Annotated in this window: 19 protein-coding genes; 6 read left to right on the top strand and 13 right to left on the bottom strand. The window is 38.6% G+C overall.

Annotated elements, in window-relative coordinates; genetic code table 11:
- Positions 1-103 precede the first annotated feature (103 nt).
- From D5018_RS22385 to D5018_RS08865, 13 genes are all read right to left on the bottom strand, one after another.
- Entirely contained in the window at positions 104-238 is a 135-nt protein-coding gene (locus tag D5018_RS22385) for a hypothetical protein (RefSeq protein ID WP_165905029.1), read from the bottom strand.
- Positions 181-777 carry a hypothetical protein gene (locus D5018_RS21670; RefSeq protein ID WP_165905028.1) on the bottom strand — a complete coding sequence of 199 codons (597 nt, stop codon included), beginning with the start codon at positions 775-777 and terminating at the stop codon, positions 181-183. Before D5018_RS21670 ends, D5018_RS22385 begins: the two co-directional genes overlap by 58 nt.
- A gap of 55 nt (positions 778-832) precedes the next feature.
- Positions 833-1,408, bottom strand: a complete 576-nt coding sequence (locus D5018_RS08915) for a hypothetical protein (protein WP_133309267.1) — start codon at positions 1,406-1,408, stop codon at positions 833-835.
- A gap of 93 nt (positions 1,409-1,501) precedes the next feature.
- Positions 1,502-1,924: a hypothetical protein gene (locus tag D5018_RS08910; RefSeq protein ID WP_121838662.1), complete on the bottom strand. Its 423-nt coding sequence runs from the start codon at positions 1,922-1,924 to the stop codon at positions 1,502-1,504.
- A 19-nt stretch (positions 1,925-1,943) separates the two neighbouring features.
- Entirely contained in the window at positions 1,944-4,865 is a 2,922-nt protein-coding gene (locus D5018_RS08905; protein WP_121838661.1) for a DEAD/DEAH box helicase family protein, read from the bottom strand.
- A gap of 21 nt (positions 4,866-4,886) precedes the next feature.
- On the bottom strand, positions 4,887-5,477 hold the full coding sequence (locus D5018_RS08900) for a class I SAM-dependent methyltransferase (protein WP_121838660.1): 591 nt from the start codon (positions 5,475-5,477) through the stop codon (positions 4,887-4,889).
- 32 nt (positions 5,478-5,509) lie between these two features.
- Positions 5,510-5,887, bottom strand: a complete 378-nt coding sequence (locus D5018_RS08895; RefSeq protein ID WP_121838659.1) for a hypothetical protein — start codon at positions 5,885-5,887, stop codon at positions 5,510-5,512.
- A 169-nt stretch (positions 5,888-6,056) separates the two neighbouring features.
- Positions 6,057-6,608, bottom strand: coding sequence for a hypothetical protein (locus D5018_RS08890; protein WP_121838658.1), 552 nt, complete (start codon positions 6,606-6,608; stop codon positions 6,057-6,059).
- A gap of 14 nt (positions 6,609-6,622) precedes the next feature.
- The gene (locus tag D5018_RS08885) at positions 6,623-7,576 is read right to left on the bottom strand and encodes a hypothetical protein (protein WP_121838657.1); all 954 of its coding nucleotides are present in this window, start codon (positions 7,574-7,576) and stop codon (positions 6,623-6,625) included.
- Between the two features lie 6 nt (positions 7,577-7,582).
- Positions 7,583-9,379 (bottom strand): restriction endonuclease subunit S, encoded by a 1,797-nt coding sequence (locus D5018_RS08880; protein WP_121838656.1) that lies wholly within the window; start codon positions 9,377-9,379, stop codon positions 7,583-7,585.
- Positions 9,379-10,872: a type I restriction-modification system subunit M gene (locus D5018_RS08875; protein WP_121838655.1), complete on the bottom strand. Its 1,494-nt coding sequence runs from the start codon at positions 10,870-10,872 to the stop codon at positions 9,379-9,381. The genes D5018_RS08880 and D5018_RS08875 overlap by 1 nt, the downstream gene beginning before the upstream one ends.
- Positions 10,873-11,105: 233 nt before the next feature.
- Positions 11,106-13,532: an EcoAI/FtnUII family type I restriction enzme subunit R gene (hsdR, locus tag D5018_RS08870; RefSeq protein ID WP_207819255.1), complete on the bottom strand. Its 2,427-nt coding sequence runs from the start codon at positions 13,530-13,532 to the stop codon at positions 11,106-11,108.
- A 169-nt stretch (positions 13,533-13,701) separates the two neighbouring features.
- Positions 13,702-14,265: a hypothetical protein gene (locus tag D5018_RS08865; protein ID WP_133309266.1), complete on the bottom strand. Its 564-nt coding sequence runs from the start codon at positions 14,263-14,265 to the stop codon at positions 13,702-13,704.
- 400 nt (positions 14,266-14,665) lie between these two features.
- Here D5018_RS08865 and D5018_RS08860 point away from each other — a divergent pair, with 400 nt between their 5' ends.
- The 6 genes from D5018_RS08860 to D5018_RS08840 all read left to right on the top strand — a co-directional run.
- A complete protein-coding gene (locus tag D5018_RS08860; protein ID WP_133309265.1) occupies positions 14,666-14,977 on the top strand; it encodes a hypothetical protein in 312 nt (103 codons plus the stop codon).
- 197 nt (positions 14,978-15,174) lie between these two features.
- A complete protein-coding gene (gene mntA, locus D5018_RS08855; RefSeq protein ID WP_121838651.1) occupies positions 15,175-15,558 on the top strand; it encodes a type VII toxin-antitoxin system MntA family adenylyltransferase antitoxin in 384 nt (127 codons plus the stop codon).
- On the top strand, positions 15,551-15,970 hold the full coding sequence (hepT, locus tag D5018_RS08850) for a type VII toxin-antitoxin system HepT family RNase toxin (RefSeq protein WP_121838650.1): 420 nt from the start codon (positions 15,551-15,553) through the stop codon (positions 15,968-15,970). The genes mntA and hepT overlap by 8 nt, the downstream gene beginning before the upstream one ends.
- A gap of 423 nt (positions 15,971-16,393) precedes the next feature.
- Positions 16,394-16,681 (top strand): Arm DNA-binding domain-containing protein, encoded by a 288-nt coding sequence (locus D5018_RS22115; RefSeq protein ID WP_243637412.1) that lies wholly within the window; start codon positions 16,394-16,396, stop codon positions 16,679-16,681.
- Positions 16,682-16,767: 86 nt separating this feature from the next.
- Entirely contained in the window at positions 16,768-17,643 is an 876-nt protein-coding gene (locus D5018_RS08845) for a tyrosine-type recombinase/integrase (protein WP_416351537.1), read from the top strand.
- A 462-nt stretch (positions 17,644-18,105) separates the two neighbouring features.
- The coding region (locus D5018_RS08840) for a hypothetical protein (RefSeq protein WP_133309264.1) at positions 18,106-19,658 on the top strand (1,553 nt) is incomplete at its 3' end.

The following is a 19,658-nucleotide window of genomic DNA, read 5'->3' as shown; positions in this document are numbered from 1 at the left end:
CTTCGTTTCTATTTCAAGGGAAAGTAACGCAGTATAAATGACAATTAAACTCGCACTACGTGGGCTTTTCAGCATTGATTCTTCTTTGTTGTGAAAGCTTAAATTAGCCCGCTAGTTCTTCACTTTCACGCCTAGAATAATGCAACGCTGAACAAGCCCTGAAAGTTGCATCTTCAAGTATCACGAGTATATCAACGACAGATTCAATGGCAGTGTTAACAATTTCGGCGAACAACACAAACAATAACGATGACTGCGTATTCCGGTGAATTGGATCACCGATTCCCCCGCGCTTATAAAATTGGCAGCAAGAGAATCAAGAAAGGTTTGCCAAAACTGCGGATCGTTAATAACTGGATTATTTTCGTTTAACGCAAAAGGGCTATTCTTTAATTTAATCCACTCTGGGAAATGCTCAGACCCAGCAGCAGCTTTAGCAAACAAAGAGTAAGGCTTTGATAGAATGACATACTTCTCACTATCAATACCTTCTAATTCTTCTGGGCGGTCAGTCGTGTCACCAAACGTTTCTCTGAGATCCAAAAACTGATTATGTAAAGCATAAATTGCACTGAGCGCCCGACATGAAAATGCAGTCAATTCTTCACTACTAGGCTCTAATCTGTTTGCGGCAGCGTAGGTACTTTCAACTTTACTCAAAAACAGCTTGTTGAAGATATATCGAGAGAATGCCTCAATTTTTTCAGGTTCTCCGGTGACTTGAATTAAGCCATTTTCGAACAAAGATGCAACTGATGGTGTGTTTTGGGGTTTCATCTTAAATCCGTTATAAAATTCATTTAACTGGGAGTTACCAATGAATAACTTTTGTTCAACCGATCTGACTTATGCTTTCTTTTAAAATCCATTTTTTCTTGCTATTTGGATCCCTAACTATCAGCTCTTCTCGAATAAATTCATTGAAAATCCGTGTAAATTCTGGCTTTGTATACTGAACCATTGATCGTACAGACTCGGCCAATCTTGGTCTTTTGAAGTAATTGAGGATTTTGGCTTTAGATGCTTTTTCTTTTGGTATTGCCTGAGGAACTATTGCTGCAATGCTCTTTGGTTCAAGGGCAACAGTGCAGGAAACTTTATGAAGCTTACATTGAAATTCAAAAGCCAAAACTAGAGCATTATCTTGACTGTAAAGCACAAACTGACACTGCTTTTTCTGCTCATCACTCAGTGACGCTAACACTCCAACAAGATTTCCGATGATATAAAAGTCTGCTTGATTTGTTCCTGTAGGATAACAAGAAAAGACTTGAAAAAGTTTGCTTTCACATAGCTCTATCACCGAGGTATTTTTACTAAAAACAAAAACCTTATCAGTCAAAGATGCTTTAATTGAATTAACCTTTTGCAACCCTATATTTTCTGCATCGACAAAAATGAACTTCAAATGACTGTCCTTGTTTAGTCTTGATTTATCCCTAACCATTTAAACCATCATATCAAACAAAATGCTGTTTTATAGACTTTGGAAATCAACAGCTCACTTTTCATTCAAATCAATATCATGTTCTTTTGCCCACGCGGATAGAGCCTTTTTTTGATTAATTTCTTCGTATTGGTGCCATTTTTCGACAAGCCCTCTATTCGCTAATAACTCCTTAAAGCGACTATATGCGCCTTTTTTTCGAAATACTTGATAAACGTTTTCAAGCTCATCAGCAAGGTGTTCACTGGTAAAATCAATCACCAGTTGTTTACCTAAGTCCAGTTCTTGTTTATCTGGAACTTGGATATACTCATCTGATTCAAACAAATCATCGGGGATCGATTCTTCCTCTGCATCAATATTGTCGGAAATATAATAAAACTTTCCTGTTTTTTTGCTAAAATACGCTTCATTTTCTGAATAGCCACCAAATGAAACAAAATCAAAAGCTAATTCTAGATCTTGGTACTTAATCATAATTTCCCCTACCTTATAGCTAAATCAATATAACCTGCTTAAACCGAGCAAAGGTCACCATATCTTCTGTTGCTTGAATTGTTTCATAATCAGGATTATTCGCTTTAAGCCAATATTGACCACTGCGCTTTTCAACAACCCTAAGCAAATATTCGTTATCACATGCAACACCTTGGCGTTCAATCGCTACGGTAACACCTGTGATTGAACCAGCGCTGACTGGAGTGAACCGTTCGAGTAATAATAAGTCACCATCTTCAATTGGGTTCTTGCCACCATTCATTGAATTGCCTGAAGCTCGTGCCAGAAAGTGCCTTTGAGGATCAACATTGTGCAAGTCAATATGTAGCAATTCTGCTTCCTCTTCTGTCCCTTCTTTAAAATGGCCACAGGCGATTTTTAAATTTGGGAAATACGGCAACTGAACAAGGTTAGCAGCAATTGACTCATTCGCTACTTCTCTAACAGTTTGCTGAGCTGGAGTTTCTGGTTTAGATTTCTCTTCTTGTGATTTTTGCTTAGTATCGACGTATCGAGACAACTGAAAATCAACCAACTCGTTTACGCATTCTGTTAATTGCTCGATGTCATTATCTTCGACGTCAAAATTGGCTATGAATTTGTCGTCTTCAATCCTAAACCAAGAGATATTAGTATTCTTGTCCGCTTTGCATGAAAAGTTAACAGGATTTTTATTCCAATAAGTCAGCCATTTTTTGTCAGTAGCAACTAAGTTCACTTCTGTACTGCCTAAATCTAATACTTTTATTTCTGGATATGAAGATAGAACCTTATGGCTTTTTTGAGCCAACAACTCCAATGTTGGCGGTACTCTGAAACCGTCAAGTAGGATGAAAGCTTTTAGCAAAATCCCCTTGAACGATTTAGTCATTCGGGTTTGTTGAACCGCATGTAACAGAAACACTTGATGATCTTTGAGTATTCGAGCTATATCAAAATCATTAGTTTGCTCTGCAACCAAATCAAACCAACTTCCGTGCTGCTTAACGGCTTTATTTAAATCGTACTTGGCTTTGTAAAATTCAGTGGCAGTCGGTCTATGTCCAAGTCTTCCCATCAATTCGACAAATTCATCCGCTGATTTACTAAAGGTACGCTTTAATGTATTCCAAAAATCAACTAATTTGGGATCGTAATTGATATAGCAGTCGTCAGGTAATTCTGGTTTACCACCTCGATTTCCACCACCTGAAGACGAACCAGAAACCACAGCTTCAATATTCTTACCAAAGGATTGATGATTGCCAATAAAATCAACTACCACTAATTGTTTTTTAGTATCCGATAAACGAAGACCACGCCCCAATTGCTGTAAAAAGATAATGATGGACTCGGTGGGTCTGAGCATCAACACTGTATCAATGGAGGGTAAGTCTGTGCCTTCATTGAATAAATCTACAGAGAATATAACGCTGATCTCGCCCTTATCTAACATTGATAGCGCTTCATTACGTTTTACCGTGGATTCACTATGAACCGATACCGCTTTGAATCCTTGAGTGTTGAACTTAGCGTTAAACTCATCAGCCATATAATCGGCATGAGATTTAGATACACAAAACGCAAGTGTTCGGCTTTGTTGTTTTTGTTGCCAGTGCTTAAAAATATGGTTTGCACGTTTTTTGGTTGCAAACTCAGCATCTAAGGATTTGGGATCAAACTTACCATTGCGCCAAGGAATGGCTTGATAATCAACAAACTCATCCCAAATGCCGTAATAATGGAATGGCACCAATAACTTTGAATTAATGCCATCCACTAAATTTCTTTCAAACACTAAATTATCTGAACACAGCGACAGAATATCGGCTTGGTCTGTACGTTCAGGTGTTGCAGTTAATCCCAACAAAAATTTAGATGAAAAATGGTTGATGATATTGCGATAGGTTTTAGCACTGGCGTGATGAAATTCATCCACAACTATATAGTCAAAGTGTTTAATATCAAACTTGCTGAGATGAGACTGCTTACCCAATGTCTGTACCGAAGCAAACAACATGTCCTTGTCTACATTTTTATTTTTAGCATTGTAAAAACCAGATGTTTTTTCAGGCCAAAGTTTGGCAAAGGTATTGAGGGCTTGAGATAAAATTTCTTCTCGGTGCGCCACAAACAACACACGTTTGGCTTGCATTTGTTTAGCGTCAAAAGCAGAAAGCCACGTTTTGCCCATACCTGTTGCTAAAACCACTAAACCTGAAACAAAATCCTTTGCTCGTGTTGAAGCAAGAGCTTGAAGTGCTTCTACTTGAGCTGAATTTGGCAAATACTCTTCATCATCAATCCAGTCCGCACTAACGCTTTGTAAGTTCGGTTTTTTGCGACGTTTGATGTAGTCATTAATCCAATCATCGGTCAGTGTGACTGAGTATGGGTGAGTAAAAATATTATCGAATTCTTGCCGAATCAGTTTGAACTGCTCAGCTTCAAACGAGTCATCAGGCTCTTTATAATCAAAGCGCAAACACCACTCATGTCCAGATTTCAGCGCACTTTCACTGATATTATTCGAACCAATAAAAGCAGCACCGTGATAAAAGCTATTGGCTTTGTCCGTTCGCACAAAGATGTACGATTTCATATGAAAGCTGCGACTTTTCTCGGTGTAAACTTTGAGTTCGACACCTTCACCCTCTAGTGCAATCAACTCACGCAGAGCAATTGGGCATGTAATACCAAGATAATCAGAGGTAATGATTCGAAGTCTTAATGGTGACTCAGCATCGAGTTGATGCTCAATTGCATCTTGAATAGCAGGTAGTATCAACTGTAAACCAGATTGCTTCACAAACGATACCGCAATATCAATTTCGGTAGCGTTGTTTATTGCATAAAGCAATTTTGCAAGTAGATGATCATTATCGCCACCTACCGTTAATACATTTTTAAATTCCGTTTTAACTAGAGATTGCTTAGGCACAACTTAAATCCTTTAAGACTTTTAACTATTTTTCTTGACGAGAAGCGCATTCAACCATTTTTCACCTTCTCTACCCGGACGTAGATCATCGCTCAACCACTGCTCTTTAATTTCTAATTGAGCATCAACCAGATAACTAGATAGCGAAGCTTCATTCACATTGGTAAACCGTCTACCACCACTTTCTACTTCTTCATCACCTAATTTGAACGAACAATAAAACACACCGCCAACTTTTAAAAACTGTGCAAGATGTTTAAACGTTTTATTCAATTCTGTCTGCGAAACATGAAGTAATGAAGCACACGCCCAAATAGCATCAAACCGCCCTTTTTTAACCTCAAAACTTAAAAACGTCGAATGAAAAATAGTAAGCTGAGTATGCGCTTTAGCCAACTCAACAAGTTGTTCACTGGCATCAAATGCTGTGACTTGGTAGCCCTGCTCTGCAAAAAATTTGCTATCTCGGCCTGAGCCACAGCCAGCATCAATGATTGAGCCGCCTTTAGGAATATAAGGTAAAAATCGATCATACAAAGGCTGCACATTTACGTTAATAGAGCCATCGTAAAACGCTTGAGCGTTTTGGTTGTAGTAATCTGACGTAATCATTTTACCCTTCCTTATATCTTTTTACTGTATGGTTATGTGTGGAGGCTCATATCATTTGCTAAAAACACAGCAAAAAATTGTTCCGGAGTGGCAAGGATGGAGCGAATATTTAAGTGTGTTTCATATTCGCCTAAAGGTTCTAATTCAAAATTGATGATAAACCTTGAATCATCGGCATGAAGATTTCGGCGTTTGTTTGTAATAGCACGAAGTTCATTAGCAAGAGCATGGTGTGGATCTGAATAACAGTTTGATATTACAGGCTGAATTAGCGTATTCCACAACAACTCTGCCGTATCCCCTTCTGGAAAACCACCAATATTCCAGCAATGGCAAATCATATCCGTCATTTGTAGTTCATCTTCTTTAGATAACAAATTCACTGACAGCTCACGGATAATTTCAGACATGCTCTTCAAACCAAGAGTTTCTGAACGCTGAATCACATTTTTTTTCTTGCGGCAATATGCTCCTGCCCGCCTTTTGTATTTTCTTTATTGCCTTTCGCTTAAGTAACTCAGCCTCTCTCCGCGCTCTGCGTTTTTGATTGCTCATTATCTGTACCTATAGAAAGCAAGTTTAATTGATTGATTTTGCATATTCTCTAATCATATTTACGGCATTACTTGCCATTTGTTCTAAGCCTTGGAGAGGATCTTGATTGCTGGATTTAACCTCTAGGTAAAAATTATACTTACCTTCGTCTTGTGGTGTGATTGTGAAACCCAATATGGTTCTAGGATCAAACGCATATTTATCAGCACGATCGACAGATATTTGTTTTAAAATAGTGATAAGGTGCTGATCTTGACTAAGCCCTCTCAACATCAACACAGGTTCAACCATTATTTTCCAAATCAGCGCTGAAACTTCTGTGCTGTAATGCCCTAGATTCCAACAACTCGCGATTAAATCAACCAGTTGTTCAGTATCATAACCTGCGCCAATGGCATCAATATAATCTGATACTGCGTCGGACATTGCAGGCAGCCCATGTATAGAGGCATCAAAATTAATATTAGAGTTGAGCTTAGCGTTACCTTGACGCATTAATTTATTTAACTTTTTTAGCGCTTTTTTTTGCTGTGATTCAATTTCACGGCGTTTTTTTCTGTCGATAGAGATTGTCATTTTGTACTTCTCAGTTATACAAGATTGTAAGCTTTTGCTTTTTCTTCACAAAAATGAGGGAAGGATTGTGGATAAGCAGGCGAGCCGTATATATAGATCGCTTGTTCATCATAATTTGAGTACGCCTCAAAGATAATTTCAAGCCAATAGTATTGGTGCAAGCCGTATTTCATAATGTGCTCATAGGCTTTAATTGGGTCGCCAATCCCTGACTTTGGCATTGTCGATTGCATATACTCGTTATATTGCAGCCATTTTGATAACGGCGATGTTGGGAGCACCTTATGAACATAAGGCGTAGTTACAGCCACAGAATAATCTAGAGATAAATGGTTAAACGGAGACGACAATAAACGGCAAATCCAAACTTCATCTTCTTCACCTTGATAGCCAGAGGCAACATGAACACTGTGTTGTTGTCCTGTGATTAACTCTTTTAGTAACACCCTTTTTGTTTTTTCATCAAACCCTTGATGTAAATAGATACCATTCCTTGAGGCTTCCATAGCTTCAAAGACTTGTATGATGGATAAAGGAAAATCACCAATATGCTTTAAAAAATCAATCACAATTGAAGCCATGGATTCTTTTTTTGCGCCCTGAGTACTTAAATCACACATTTGCCAAAGAAAGAAATAAGAATTTGTTACAGGGCTCATAGGTGGATAGCTTGGCTGAAACTCATCTTCAGCGTCGACCATGGCTAAACCTAACTTTTCTATTTCCTTAAAGCCAGTTAAAAATAACTCAGCGAAGATTGATAGTTGATTTTGCCCATAAACATAAACCGCATGCAATGGATCATAGCCTTCAAATTCATCAGGCAATTTTGCGCCCTGTAGCATTTCTTCCGCAATCGTTTTACCTTGTTTTATTGCATTAAGAGAAACCACTTTTTGTCGTAACTCATTACGATATTTGCTGATGACTTTTCTGGCAATCGGTCCTCTGGCATTCACTCTTAACATATTGATTTATTCTCCTAATGCTTGTTCAACCATGGCATCGGCAAGATGCAGGCGGGTTTGTTGGGCTTGTTGGATTTGGGTTTTGAGTTGGTTGCAGATAGTCATCAGCTGATCAACTTTGATTACGATTCTATGTTGTTTGGGAGCAGGTGGAATTGGTATCAACATAGATCGAATAACTCCCATGCCAAGGTCTGGAACACCAATACTTTTTACTCCACGATGAGCCTGTACTAATGTACTTTCTGCAGATACAACAAATCTCAGATAATGCTCGCTTATTGTTCTCACTAAGGGGGAAATGACGCACAAAGCATGAGACATACAAAAGTTTCTATCAGTCGGTAAAAACCTTGTTTTACCAATTGTGCCAATTCGGCTCATAGCAAAAGCACCCTCATTGATATCAAACTTTGAGACCTGATCATTCAAGACTTGTGGAGTCACCTTTTTACCAATCTCAAAGCTGATACTGTCATTTGCGATGAAGTTTTCGGTTGAGATAAAGGGAATGCCGTTTTCAACATACTTTGGCATTCTATGAGATGGGTTAGGATCTATGACATTTGCGATATCTGATAAACGAGCCCACTCCCACCCATTAGGCAAATTAAACGGTTTCTCATCCTCAGATATTGGCGGCAATGCCTTCTGATTTTTGATCTTCTTTTCTTTGATCAATTGCGCCTTTTCTGCAGCGATTTTTTCAAGGAGTACTGATGCAGGTTCGTCGTTTGGGTCTTGTGGTACAAGTTTACCCATTACTGCAAGTTGTAATACGGTTTGTTTGAGTTGGTCGATGCTTTCTTCTGTGGTGAACAGGGTAGTGAAATGTTCGGCTATGCGCTGCCAATTTTGTTCCAACTCGTTAGCGTCGGTGCTATTGGTTAGTGTGGCAAGTAGGTTTTCTACCAGTGTTACATGTGCGGTAAGGCTGGATTCGGTTTGCTGTTCTAGCTGGTCGCATAAGCACATAAGTTCGTTGACTTTGGCGACTATGCGGTGTTGTTCTGACAATGGTGGTAGAGGAAGTTTTAAACTTCTAACTTGAGATAAGTTTACTCTCTGCCTTGTAACCCCTTTAGCCAAGCCTGAAAACTGTCTAGCAACGAATGGAGAATTCATTGCATTAACAAGATATTGTTTGTTGTGTTCACTGCTGTTGACTCTTATTCTCACCAAATCAGCAACGATAATTCCATATTCAAGTTCATGCGGAACTATACAGACCTTACCAGTAGGCTCTCCTAACTTATTCAGCACAATATCACCTGCTGTAAAACTATGACGCTCCAACTCAGCTGCCTTCTCCTCTGATAAATACTGTACTCCAGCCATTTTGAAGTTATTACGGTCAATATTCTGAATACGTATGAGGGGTATACCCACTTCAGTATATTCAGAAGCTTTTAAACGTGAGCCAAAAGGGCCATCTACAATATTATCTGAGCTGTTTATGAGTAGTTCTTCTATGGTCGGCAAGCCCCAACCAGCAGGCACATTTGGCGAAACTGGTGGCATCTCGTTTTCTGAAACGACTTTGGCTTTGCGGATTTTTTTGGTTTTTATCAATCCTGCTTTTTCAGTTGCAATTCGTTCCAACAAAACAGAAGCAGGCTCATCTTCAGGATTCTGAGGCACAAGCTTACCTCGCACAGCCAACTCAAGAATCAGCTCTCTTAGCTTCGTGATGCCATAAAGTTCAATTTTTTTACTTGAACCACGACCTGTCGCATTACGTTTTTGAACTGCCAGTGTCCAGTCAGCAATATTGTCAGTTATAAGGTTATTTATGTTAGACATTACTGCTTATCTCCAAGCTCTTTACTTCCGAACTCTTTATTTCCAATTAAGGCGTCACCCAAAATGCCTTTAAGCTCATTCAACAAGCCATTGATTTGTTGCTGTTGCTCGGCATATTTGGCTAAGAGTTCATCAGGGTCGTGGTTTACCGTTTCTTCGACGTGTGGGTTTTTAATATCAAGGTTGAAGTTACGTGCAATGACTTCATCTATGCTGACTTTCCATGCTTGCTTATTTTTAACACGCTTTGTAAAACCGTCGGCTTCATCGCCCCACCATGCCTGTTCCGCCTTGAACTCTTCAAACTTCATGGGCTTGGTTTTGCTGTAGTTTTTTACGCCAGCTGGGTATGGGTGTTCGTAATACCAAATATCTTTAGTCGGCTTGCCTTTGGTAAAGAACAAGATATTGGTTTTAATACCTGTGTAAGGGTTAAACACGCCATTAGGTAAACGAACAATGGTGTGTAAGTTACATTCTTCGGTGAGCAATTTCTTTATTTTGGTTTTTACGCCTTCACCAAATAAAGTACCGTCTGGTAGTACAACTGCGGCACGACCGCCATCTCTTAATACTTCAATGATCAACTGTAAAAATAAGTCTGCAGTTTCACGGGTACGCATTTCGGCTGGGAAGTTTTTTTCAATGCCGTCTTCTTCTGTGCCGCCAAATGGAGGGTTGGTAACGATAACATCTACATTGTTATCCCAACTACTCAAAGGTTGATTTAACGTATTGCCATGTTTTATCTGTACTGGTACTTCGATGCCGTGTAACAGCATATTGGTGGTACAGAGAAGGTGAGGTAATTGCTTTTTTTCAACTCCATGGATTTGCTGTTGAAGTACCTTGTGATCGTCAGTGGTTTTTACTTGTTCTTTTAGGTGATCCATTGAGCATGCAAGGAAGCCACCTGTACCACAGGCTGGATCCATGATGTTTTCACCCAGTTTAGGGTTGATACGATTGACCATAAATCGAGTAACGGCACGAGGAGTATAAAACTCGCCAGCATTACCTGCGCTTTGTAAGTCTCGCAAGATTTGTTCGTAGATATCACCAAATAGATGGCGCTCGTTTGAGTCGGTAAAGTCAATCTCATTAAGCTTGTTGATAACCTGACGTAAAAGAGTCCCGTTTTTCATGTAGTTAAACGCATCGCTAAATGCAGACTTTACTACATGACCTCTTGGGTTAGTGTTGATTGGTGCTGTGAGGTTTTTCAGGCTTGGGAATAAATCGTCATTGATGAAATCGAGTAAGTCATCGCCAGTGATACCTTGGCTGTCAGCAGCCCAACTACGCCATAGGTATTTCTCTGGAATTGGCGTACGGTAGTTATCTTGCTCAAATTCTAGTTCTTCTTCTTGGGCATCGAATATTTTTAGAAATAGCAGCCAAGACATTTGACCAAGGCGCTGGGCATCACCATCGACACCAGCGTCTTTACGCATGATGTCTTGTATTGATTTGATAACTGAACTGATTGACATGATTTTCTCTTATTAGTTACTGCAAAGGCTCTAGTATCTAAGCGCTTGTCAATAAGTTCTTCTGTCACTCCTGCGAAGGCAGGAGTCTAGCGCCTTTTAAATTTATTAATAAAAGGCACAGGATACCCGCCTTCGCGGGTATGACAATTCAGAGCTAATTTATAATCGACAGCTTATCGCTTATTTATTTACTGGAGCCTTAATTTATTTGGTTATTGTGCTGTAATACTTGTTTAGGCTGAGCGATAGATTTCAGCTTCTAGCTCACTAATGGCTTGCTCGTAATCAGCTGGTTTACCAAAGCCTTTTTTAACGATTTCAATCGGACGCCCTATATTGGTAAATGGGGCAACCTTAAGTATGTTTTTGTTCTCAATTTCTAATACACCTTCGTCGGCATATTTGTCTAACAGTGAATTAAGCACTTCTTGTGCTGTTTCAGAGTACTTAGTGAAGTAGTTACGCTTTTTAACGTTTTCCGCACGTTCTTTACGAGTTAATGCAGGCTGATCATACACAACATGGCAAATGAGATCGAAAGGATCGAGCTCTTTCCCTACTTCTTGCTCAAGCACTTCCCACAGTACGCCTAAGCTTTCAAGTTCGTCTATGATGGCTTGCTTGCGATCCGTTGCGTTCCACTTTTTGGTAAAGTCATCTAAGGTTGCAAATTGTTTAACTAATGTTTTTCGGGTGTAGTCTTTAAAAGACTCAGTCACCAATTTACCATCGGTGTCATAATACTGGACTCGTTCAGCTATTACTGTAACCGGTACTCCATTTACATGAAATTTGCGGACTGAGGGGGCATCATCGATTGGTGTTCCAGAATCATCAGGTATTGAAGATGTGTCACCGCCGTAAGTTGGTGTTGGTTTATTTACATCACCACTCTCTTCACCATCAAATGGTGAATCAATACCAGTTTGGTCGTCTTCATCATCGTCTAAATTGTCTTTGCCGTTATTAATGTCTTCTGGCTTAGCCACTTTGACTTTTTCTGGGATACCATCGAAGCGTTCGTCAGCAAATAATTCTGTGGCTTTTTTGAAGTCTAGAATGGTGAACCACAGTTTATTGTATTTATCATCAATACGAGTACCACGACCAATGATCTGCTTAAACTTGGTCATAGATTGAATGTTTTGATCTAACACTACTAACTTACAGGTTTTAGCATCTACACCTGTTGTCATCAACTCTGATGTTGTGGCTATGACTGGGTAGGCTTTTTTAGGATCTATAAAGTAATCAAGCTGTGCTTTACCAATTTCATCGTCGCCCGTTATCTTCATGACGTATTTATCGTTCTTGGCGACTTGTTCAGGGTTAAGATTGACCAATGCTCGACGCATTCGTTCAGCGTGATCGATATCATTACAGAATACAATGGTCTTCGCCATTGGATCTGTTCGCTTGAGATAGTTGGTAATGGTTCTGGCTACAAGCTCTGTGCGTTCGTCAATGACCATTGTACGGTCAAAGTCGTTTTGATTGTATATTCGGTCTTCGATGGTTTCGCCGTGTTTGTCTTTTTGATCTTTTTGTGGACGCCAACCTTGTAGGTCAATGTCGATATCGACACGCACAACTTTATAAGGGGCTAGAAATCCGTCTTCAATGCCTTCTTTCAAGCTGTAGGTGTAGACAGGATCACCAAAGTAATCGGTGTTAGATACTTCGTCTGTTTCTTTTGGCGTTGCGGTTAAACCTACTTGAGTGGCACTACCGAAATACTCAAGGATTTCTCGCCAAGCGCTATCATCAGCGGCACTTCCACGGTGGCACTCGTCGATAATGATTAGATCAAAGAAGTTTGGGTCTACCTGCTTATAGGCTTTTTGTGATTCTTCAGGACCTGTAAGGGCTTGATATAAAGCTAAGTGGACTTCGTATGCAGGATCGACATTGCGCTTTTCGACTTTTGTCATTGCGGTGCCAAAAGGCTGAAAGTCATTGATGCGTGTTTGATCGACCAGTACATTTCTATCAGCTAGAAACAAGATGCGTTTTTTGGCTTTTGCTTTCCACAAGCGCCAGATAATTTGGAATGCTGTGTAGGTCTTACCTGTGCCAGTAGCCATAACCAGAAGAATTCGGTCTTGACCTGCTGATATAGCCTCCAAGGTTTTATTGACCGCTTGCATTTGGTAATAACGTGGCGATTTGCCACTACCGTCATCGTAATAGTCTTGCTCTAATACGGAAAGTTGTGATTGTTTGTAACCTTTCCATTGGCAGTATTTATCACGCAATTGCAGGGGAGTAGGGAAATCTTCTAATCGAATTTCAGTCTCTAACTGATTTGGGTTTGTTTTATCGTGAAATATGAAGCCATCGCCATTAGACGCAAAAACAAATGGTACGTCGAGTAACTTAGCGTAATCCAAACCTTGCTGCATGCCTTTGCCAACTTCATGCTTATTGGCTTTGGCTTCAATAACTGCCAATGGCATATTTGGTTTGTGATATAAAACGATATCGGCAGATTTTACTTTTTTACGAGCCGCAACTTTGCCTCGAACGATTACTTTGCCATCTCGAAGCTTCACTTCTTGACGGATTTGAGTCATATCATCCCAGCCAGCATCTTTAACTGCAGGTAAAATGAATTTGGTGATGATATCGGTTTCTGTAAGCGTTGATTTATTGATGCTCATGAACAACTTAATCCTTCAAGGCTATGGCACTTTTATATTCGTTTGATTTTGCCATAGATACTTTTGAGATGTATATCTTTGAGATCAAATAATTAAAGTATGACGTTTAGGTGTTTGTTTATTGGGCTGTTTAAAAAATTAAATAACTTGCGTGCAGCTTAATTCCAATTTATTTAGACCCTACTCTTTTTAATAATGCCTGAGTCAATTGATTTTTATCTGAGGTAAATGTAATTGCATCAATAGCCTTTTGAGCAGTGTCAAAGTCCCCTGATGTTATTGACGCTTGCGCTATCTGAGTTGATAGTGAGTTTTTTTGGTGTCTGTAGGTTATTTCTTGTGAAAAAATTACGGCTAAGTCGTACCTTCCTAGCTTTATATACTTTTGGGTTAGGCGTAGGAGTTCAGAATTTTTCTCCTGTCTATAAGTTAGACTTTTTAGCGTCTTGATTTGAATAAGGGCTTCTTTTTTTAGGCTATCTTCACCGAGTTTAAGAGGTTCTATTCCATTACCAGTTTTTTCTAGTGGGGAATTTAATAAAATTTCTTTAATTCCTGCTATTAAGATTGAAGAGACCTTTTTTCTTTCTGAAGATATGGGATCGGCAAAGGCAAGTTCGGGAGCCATTAGCAAAATAGAAATCAAAAAAAGATGGGCGACCAGCGCCCGAGATCTGCTTGATAGAATCGAATTGGTGGCAGTATTGGTATTGAGTGAATTTACTTTCATCATCTACTCCAAGTATATGCCCAAATTTAGGGCTAGAGTTATTTATGAAAGACACTTCACATCCTTGAAAGCATCAGATTTACAAAACTAATGCTGGCAAAATCACACACTCAAAATCATGTGTAAACACTTGTCGTAAAGTATATTTTCAAATGAGCTATTCTCGATTCAAATGAGCCAAAATGAATCAAAATGAGCCATTTTCAGTACGAGTATGTGTGGGATTTTTGTGTTCAAGAATGAATCTCAAGACGATATTGATATCAAGATAATCTGTAACTAGGTTACTTTACTGTTACAAATAAAATTACAGTTTTATTTGTTGCTAAAAAGCCTTTCTAATCGCTTACAGAATCCTTTAGAATCTCTGGTTACACAAGTTACTCCAAAACAGCGGGTGAATATGTTCTGTGATACCAAGCTTTCGGAAATCATTGCTTCAGAAGAATTCTTAATGGAAGGACTTGAGAAAAACTTTTGGAGACTCATCAAACTGTATCAACCTGAAATTTGGGAAAATATTGATGAAAGTGGTGATGAATACCTTTGGGTTATCGCAATTTTTGGCGAATACTGCATTTTTAAAACAGCTACAGGGATAGGATTTAAGCTCGCTCGATATGATAATTTTGGTGAGGTTGACGCAGAAACAGATAAGCCAAAGCCTTTGGGTGATATTGTGTCACATATTGTAAATTCCAGATTTAAAATCTAACTTTATTGATTTTGGAATTAAGCGACAATAAGGACTGCTTTTCAATACCTTATTGTCTACTTACCTCACACATCTATTGTCTATTAAATATGCCGAGTTGATATGGCGAAACTACAATTAGGGATACGTCAACAATAAAGACTAAAATGTAGTGGACTATGTTAGACTTTGTCGTTAATCGTTTATAGGGGCATGGTATGATTTCTGAAATCATTAAAAAAGCATCTCAGCAAGCTGATATAGCCGCACTATGGTTATATGGCTCAAGAGCTAAAGGCAATGCAACAATTAAAAGCGATTATGATTTGGCTGTTATATTTTCTAAATACGAACATAATCCTTTGGAGCGCAGATTAAGGCCTGAAACATTAGCGCTTCAATGGAGTGACCAGCTAGGTTTAAACACTGATCAACTATCTATTCTTGATTTAGAGGTAGCCCCTATACCTTTAGCTATGGAAGTTATTAGTACAGGTAAACTCTTAGTCAATAAAGATCCTGCAAAAGAAATGTTTTTGACGCAAAAAATCATGAGCAAGTGGGAATTAGACTATCAATATCATTATAGGCACTATGGATAATCATTACGTTCTATCGATGCGTGAACACACGCAATTAATTGTTTCTGAACTACGAGGGTTGAATTCCATTATCGTAGAGCGCTCTCTTTCGCGGTATGAGTATCGAGCAGCAGAAAGGACATTGCAAATACTAATTGAAGCTTGCATTGGAATATCAAAACATTGGAACAAATCGCTTTTCGGTGTATCCCCCGCTGATGCTTATGCCTCTTTCAAACGTCTAGAAGAAAAAAATATCCCTGAAGTGGTAAATGTAAATTGGCGAGCGATTGTTGGTATGCGCAATGCCTTAGTTCATGATTACTTGAATATTGATCAGCAAACTGTGGAACACATAATTAAACATGAGAACTATATCGACTTAAAAGCCTTTGCAGATGCTGGCCTCGATTACTTATCAAAGAATAAGTAATTCGTTTTAGGAATAGAAAACTTATCATGTATGACGCGATGTATGACTCTATTTTTGGTCAAACAACAACTCATTATAAATCAACATGTTAAACAACAAAGTAGAATCCCTCCCTCACCGCCAAATTCCATACTAGAGACGTCCAAGCACGTCTTTTTCAACACCTAAAATCCAGCTTAAACAAGCAGTTAGTGTCCAAACTCTTCTAGACTGTTCCACGATTTGCGTGTGTAACTGAGTATGTGATTAAATCAAAAACCGATTCGCAGTTACATACTTTTTTGAGTTCTGAATCGAATTCCTCACTCAATATTTATTGAGTAAAAATATAGTATCCATCTGTTTTAAAATAATAATTCCGTCAAAGTATGTAACGAATTAAGTACTCAAAATACTCTTGAACAGTTACATACCGGAGGAGTTATGCCTATTATCAATAAGCTTTCTGCAAAAACGGTTGAACACCTAAAGTCTTCGGGCAAAGCGATAAGGAAATTCGATGGTGGTGGCTTATACATATACGTGAAACCAAACCAGACCAAATTTTGGGAGTTCAGATATACTCGCCCCACAAACAAAAATAAAGCTTGCATTGGCCTTGGTTCTATTACCGATGTTTCTCTTGCTGATGCAAGATCAAATGCTCAAGAAATGCGGAGACTGTTATCGATGGAATTGACCCACAAGTACACCGTGAAAAAGAAAAACTAAAACAAATTCAAAAACAATTTAACACCTTTGAAGCCCTTGCCCAGTAATGGAAATCAACCAAAGAAGGCCATCTAAAGCCTAAAACCATTTCAGATAATTGGCGCAAACTAGAAAACTACGTATTCCCTTTCCTTGGCTCAATGCCAATAAAAGAAATCACTGCTCCCATCGCTATCCAAATTCTTAGGCCAGTTGAAGCGCAAGGCAAACTAGAAATGGTCAAACGCTGTGGCCAGCTTATGAATGAAGTGATGAACTATGCCGTTAACAGTGGCTTGATCGATTTCAATCCATTGGTGGGGATCAATAAAGTAATTCGCAAACCCAAAGTGACTCATCTTCGAGCAATGGAACCCGATGATATCAAAGAGCTGATGCAAGCTATCGCCAGCGCCAATATTTACTTCGGTACTCGATGCCTGATTGAATGGCAACTGCATACTATGGTTCGTCCAGCAGAAGCCGCTGGCACAAAATGGTGTGAAATAGATATAGAAAAAGCGGTATGGGTGATCCCACCAGAACGAATGAAAATGAACCGAGAGCACAAGGTTCCATTGACCAAACAAGCTTTAGCTATATTGGAGGCAGTCAGGCCATTAAGTGGTCACCTTGAACATGTGTTCCCGTCCAGATACAAATATCGCCAAGCCACAGATTCCGAGACTATCAACAAAGCATTAGGCAGAATGGGACTCAGAAATAAAACAACAGCACACGGCTTTAGATCTTTGGCCAGCACAACACTGAATGAAAAGGGTTTCCATCCTGAAGCAGTGGATGCCGCGTTAGCGCACGTAGAACCCAATAAAATCCGTGCCGCTTATAAGCGCACAACCTATTTCAAGAAAAGAAAGAAAATCATGCAATGGTGGAGTGATCACATCAGCAAACACGCCATAGGCTCATATCAGTTTTTTGACCGTAAAAGTTTATCCGAAGCCTTAATTCAAACGAAATGACTCAACAATGGTAACTTGCTTGCTTTGAATCTTAAGCCACTCAATTAAACCGAGCAGAAAACCAATGAAAATATAGTGTTTCAAACACGTAATTGTGTACACGTAATTGGACATAAATGTGCCAGTCGATTCTATCTACACTGGTTTAAACCAAAACAAGTCCCGTTATCAATTAACAGCAAAGCTACTCCTCTTTTAGTTTTAATCAGTCCGATATTAGTATCATGTTTGTTGGATCCAATCAGCCATGTGCTCTCTTATCATTTTCTAAAAGCGAGTTTTCTGACTCGACATAACTGCGTTTAAATAATGTTATTAAATACTTTAAGCTACATAAATTCATCAGATCCGTTTACAACTATGAATGAAGTTTAATCCTTTTTAAGTCACATCTTAGATATAGTGAAATAACAGGGATTATTAAACAAAGGAAGATTATTAACTTACTACCTCCGAGGTAAAATGTTTCAACTTATTCAAACTGGCGTAGGGTATCTTACTCAAGCTATGGGGTGGAATGAAGCTGAAGACACCTATGTTGCAGAGGAAACCAAACCCTTAGCCGAGCATCAACCAAAAAAAACTTTGTCAACGCCAGAGCTTTCAGGTGCTGAACATATTGGTCTTTCACTGTCACCAAATAAATTATTAGATCAACAGTGTGTTGAGCGTTTAGGTCATAAGATAGGTTTTTTTTACAGGCAGTCAACAATACTTTTGAAAAAAATTAAAGACCTCAAAGTTGATACAGAAACCTCAAAAATAGATAAAGAGCAACAAGCAGCCACATTATATTTAGAAATTTTTCGCTTATATATTGATTACACCTCATCAAAAGAATTCGCTGAAATTCAAAAATCTGCGTTGAGTCCAGAACTTCAGTCCCTTCAACTTGTTGCTGATAGAGCAAAAGCAACATTACACTTAAATACTACACTTAACTTATCTAAAGGATTAAACTCGCTTCAATTATGGTTTAATTTATCACTCAGTATTTTAAAAGGGCTTGCAGGAAATATTACCGAAGAAGAAATGACAAAAATACCAAGAACTCATTTGAGTGACTTTATGAGTACACTCACATTTGATCAGTTCATCTTTTCTCAAATTAAAGTTTTCAACTGTGGCTTCATGTTAATTAATCTTTATCAATTAAAACCAGAACTACCATTGTTTTGCGAAATCTATGCACAACTAATAATGAATGTTGAATGGTTTTTGGAAAGAATGGAGTCTTTTTCTTGTTTTAATATCAATATTAATACGCGACTCTCAAAAAATGCACTTAGCAGCTTTGAATTTATGGAGCAACTACATAAAGTAATGTTTGATAATGTTTTTAGCACAGATAAAAGTGGAGATAAAGAAAAACTAAACTATATTGTATGTTGCTTTCGTTTTTATAAACATTTAATGCCTCCAGCAAGTATATTGCCATTAATTTTTTATTTAAACACAATTAAATGTTTCCCTATTAAAACTAATTTCGAATTAATTATTAAGTCTATTAACTATTTTTTGCTTCAATTAATGCCTGCAGGATCACTTGAATCATATTTTTGCCCAACTCTTGATTCTTTGGTTTTTGTCAGTACCTCTCCAAATGGCTGGTTATATCGAACATTAAAAGATAAAGAGTTAGATAGTCATGCTGTTTCATTAAAAGCAGAATTGGAGTCAATTAAAGCAGTTTGCTTTATTTATACTCAAACTCACTCACCAAAAACTCCACCTCCTCCTCAAGAGATAAACTGGCTTTCGATTGAACACTCCCCTATGAATATAAGAGCAAAGCCTAGAGAAGAAGCTGTTCAAAGCTTGCGAAGAGCCTTAGCGATACCAGCTATAAACAAACAGAAACAATTATCCCATAGTGTCAGCGTGCACAAGACCGATACAAAGCAGCTTTATCAACTTACTGTTGAAATGAATAAAGTTTGGCAGCCTCTAGAAGTGCACTGTAATTCGAGATCAACTGAACAATTACCAACTGAGCAAGTGTGCAGGGCAAAAGG

The sequence above is a fragment of the Parashewanella curva genome, assembly GCF_003675895.1.
In the GTDB taxonomy this organism is placed as follows: Bacteria; Pseudomonadota; Gammaproteobacteria; order Enterobacterales; family Shewanellaceae; genus Parashewanella; species Parashewanella curva.
Note: the sequence above shows the minus strand (reverse complement) of the source record. Positions and strands in the feature narration are given on the sequence as shown.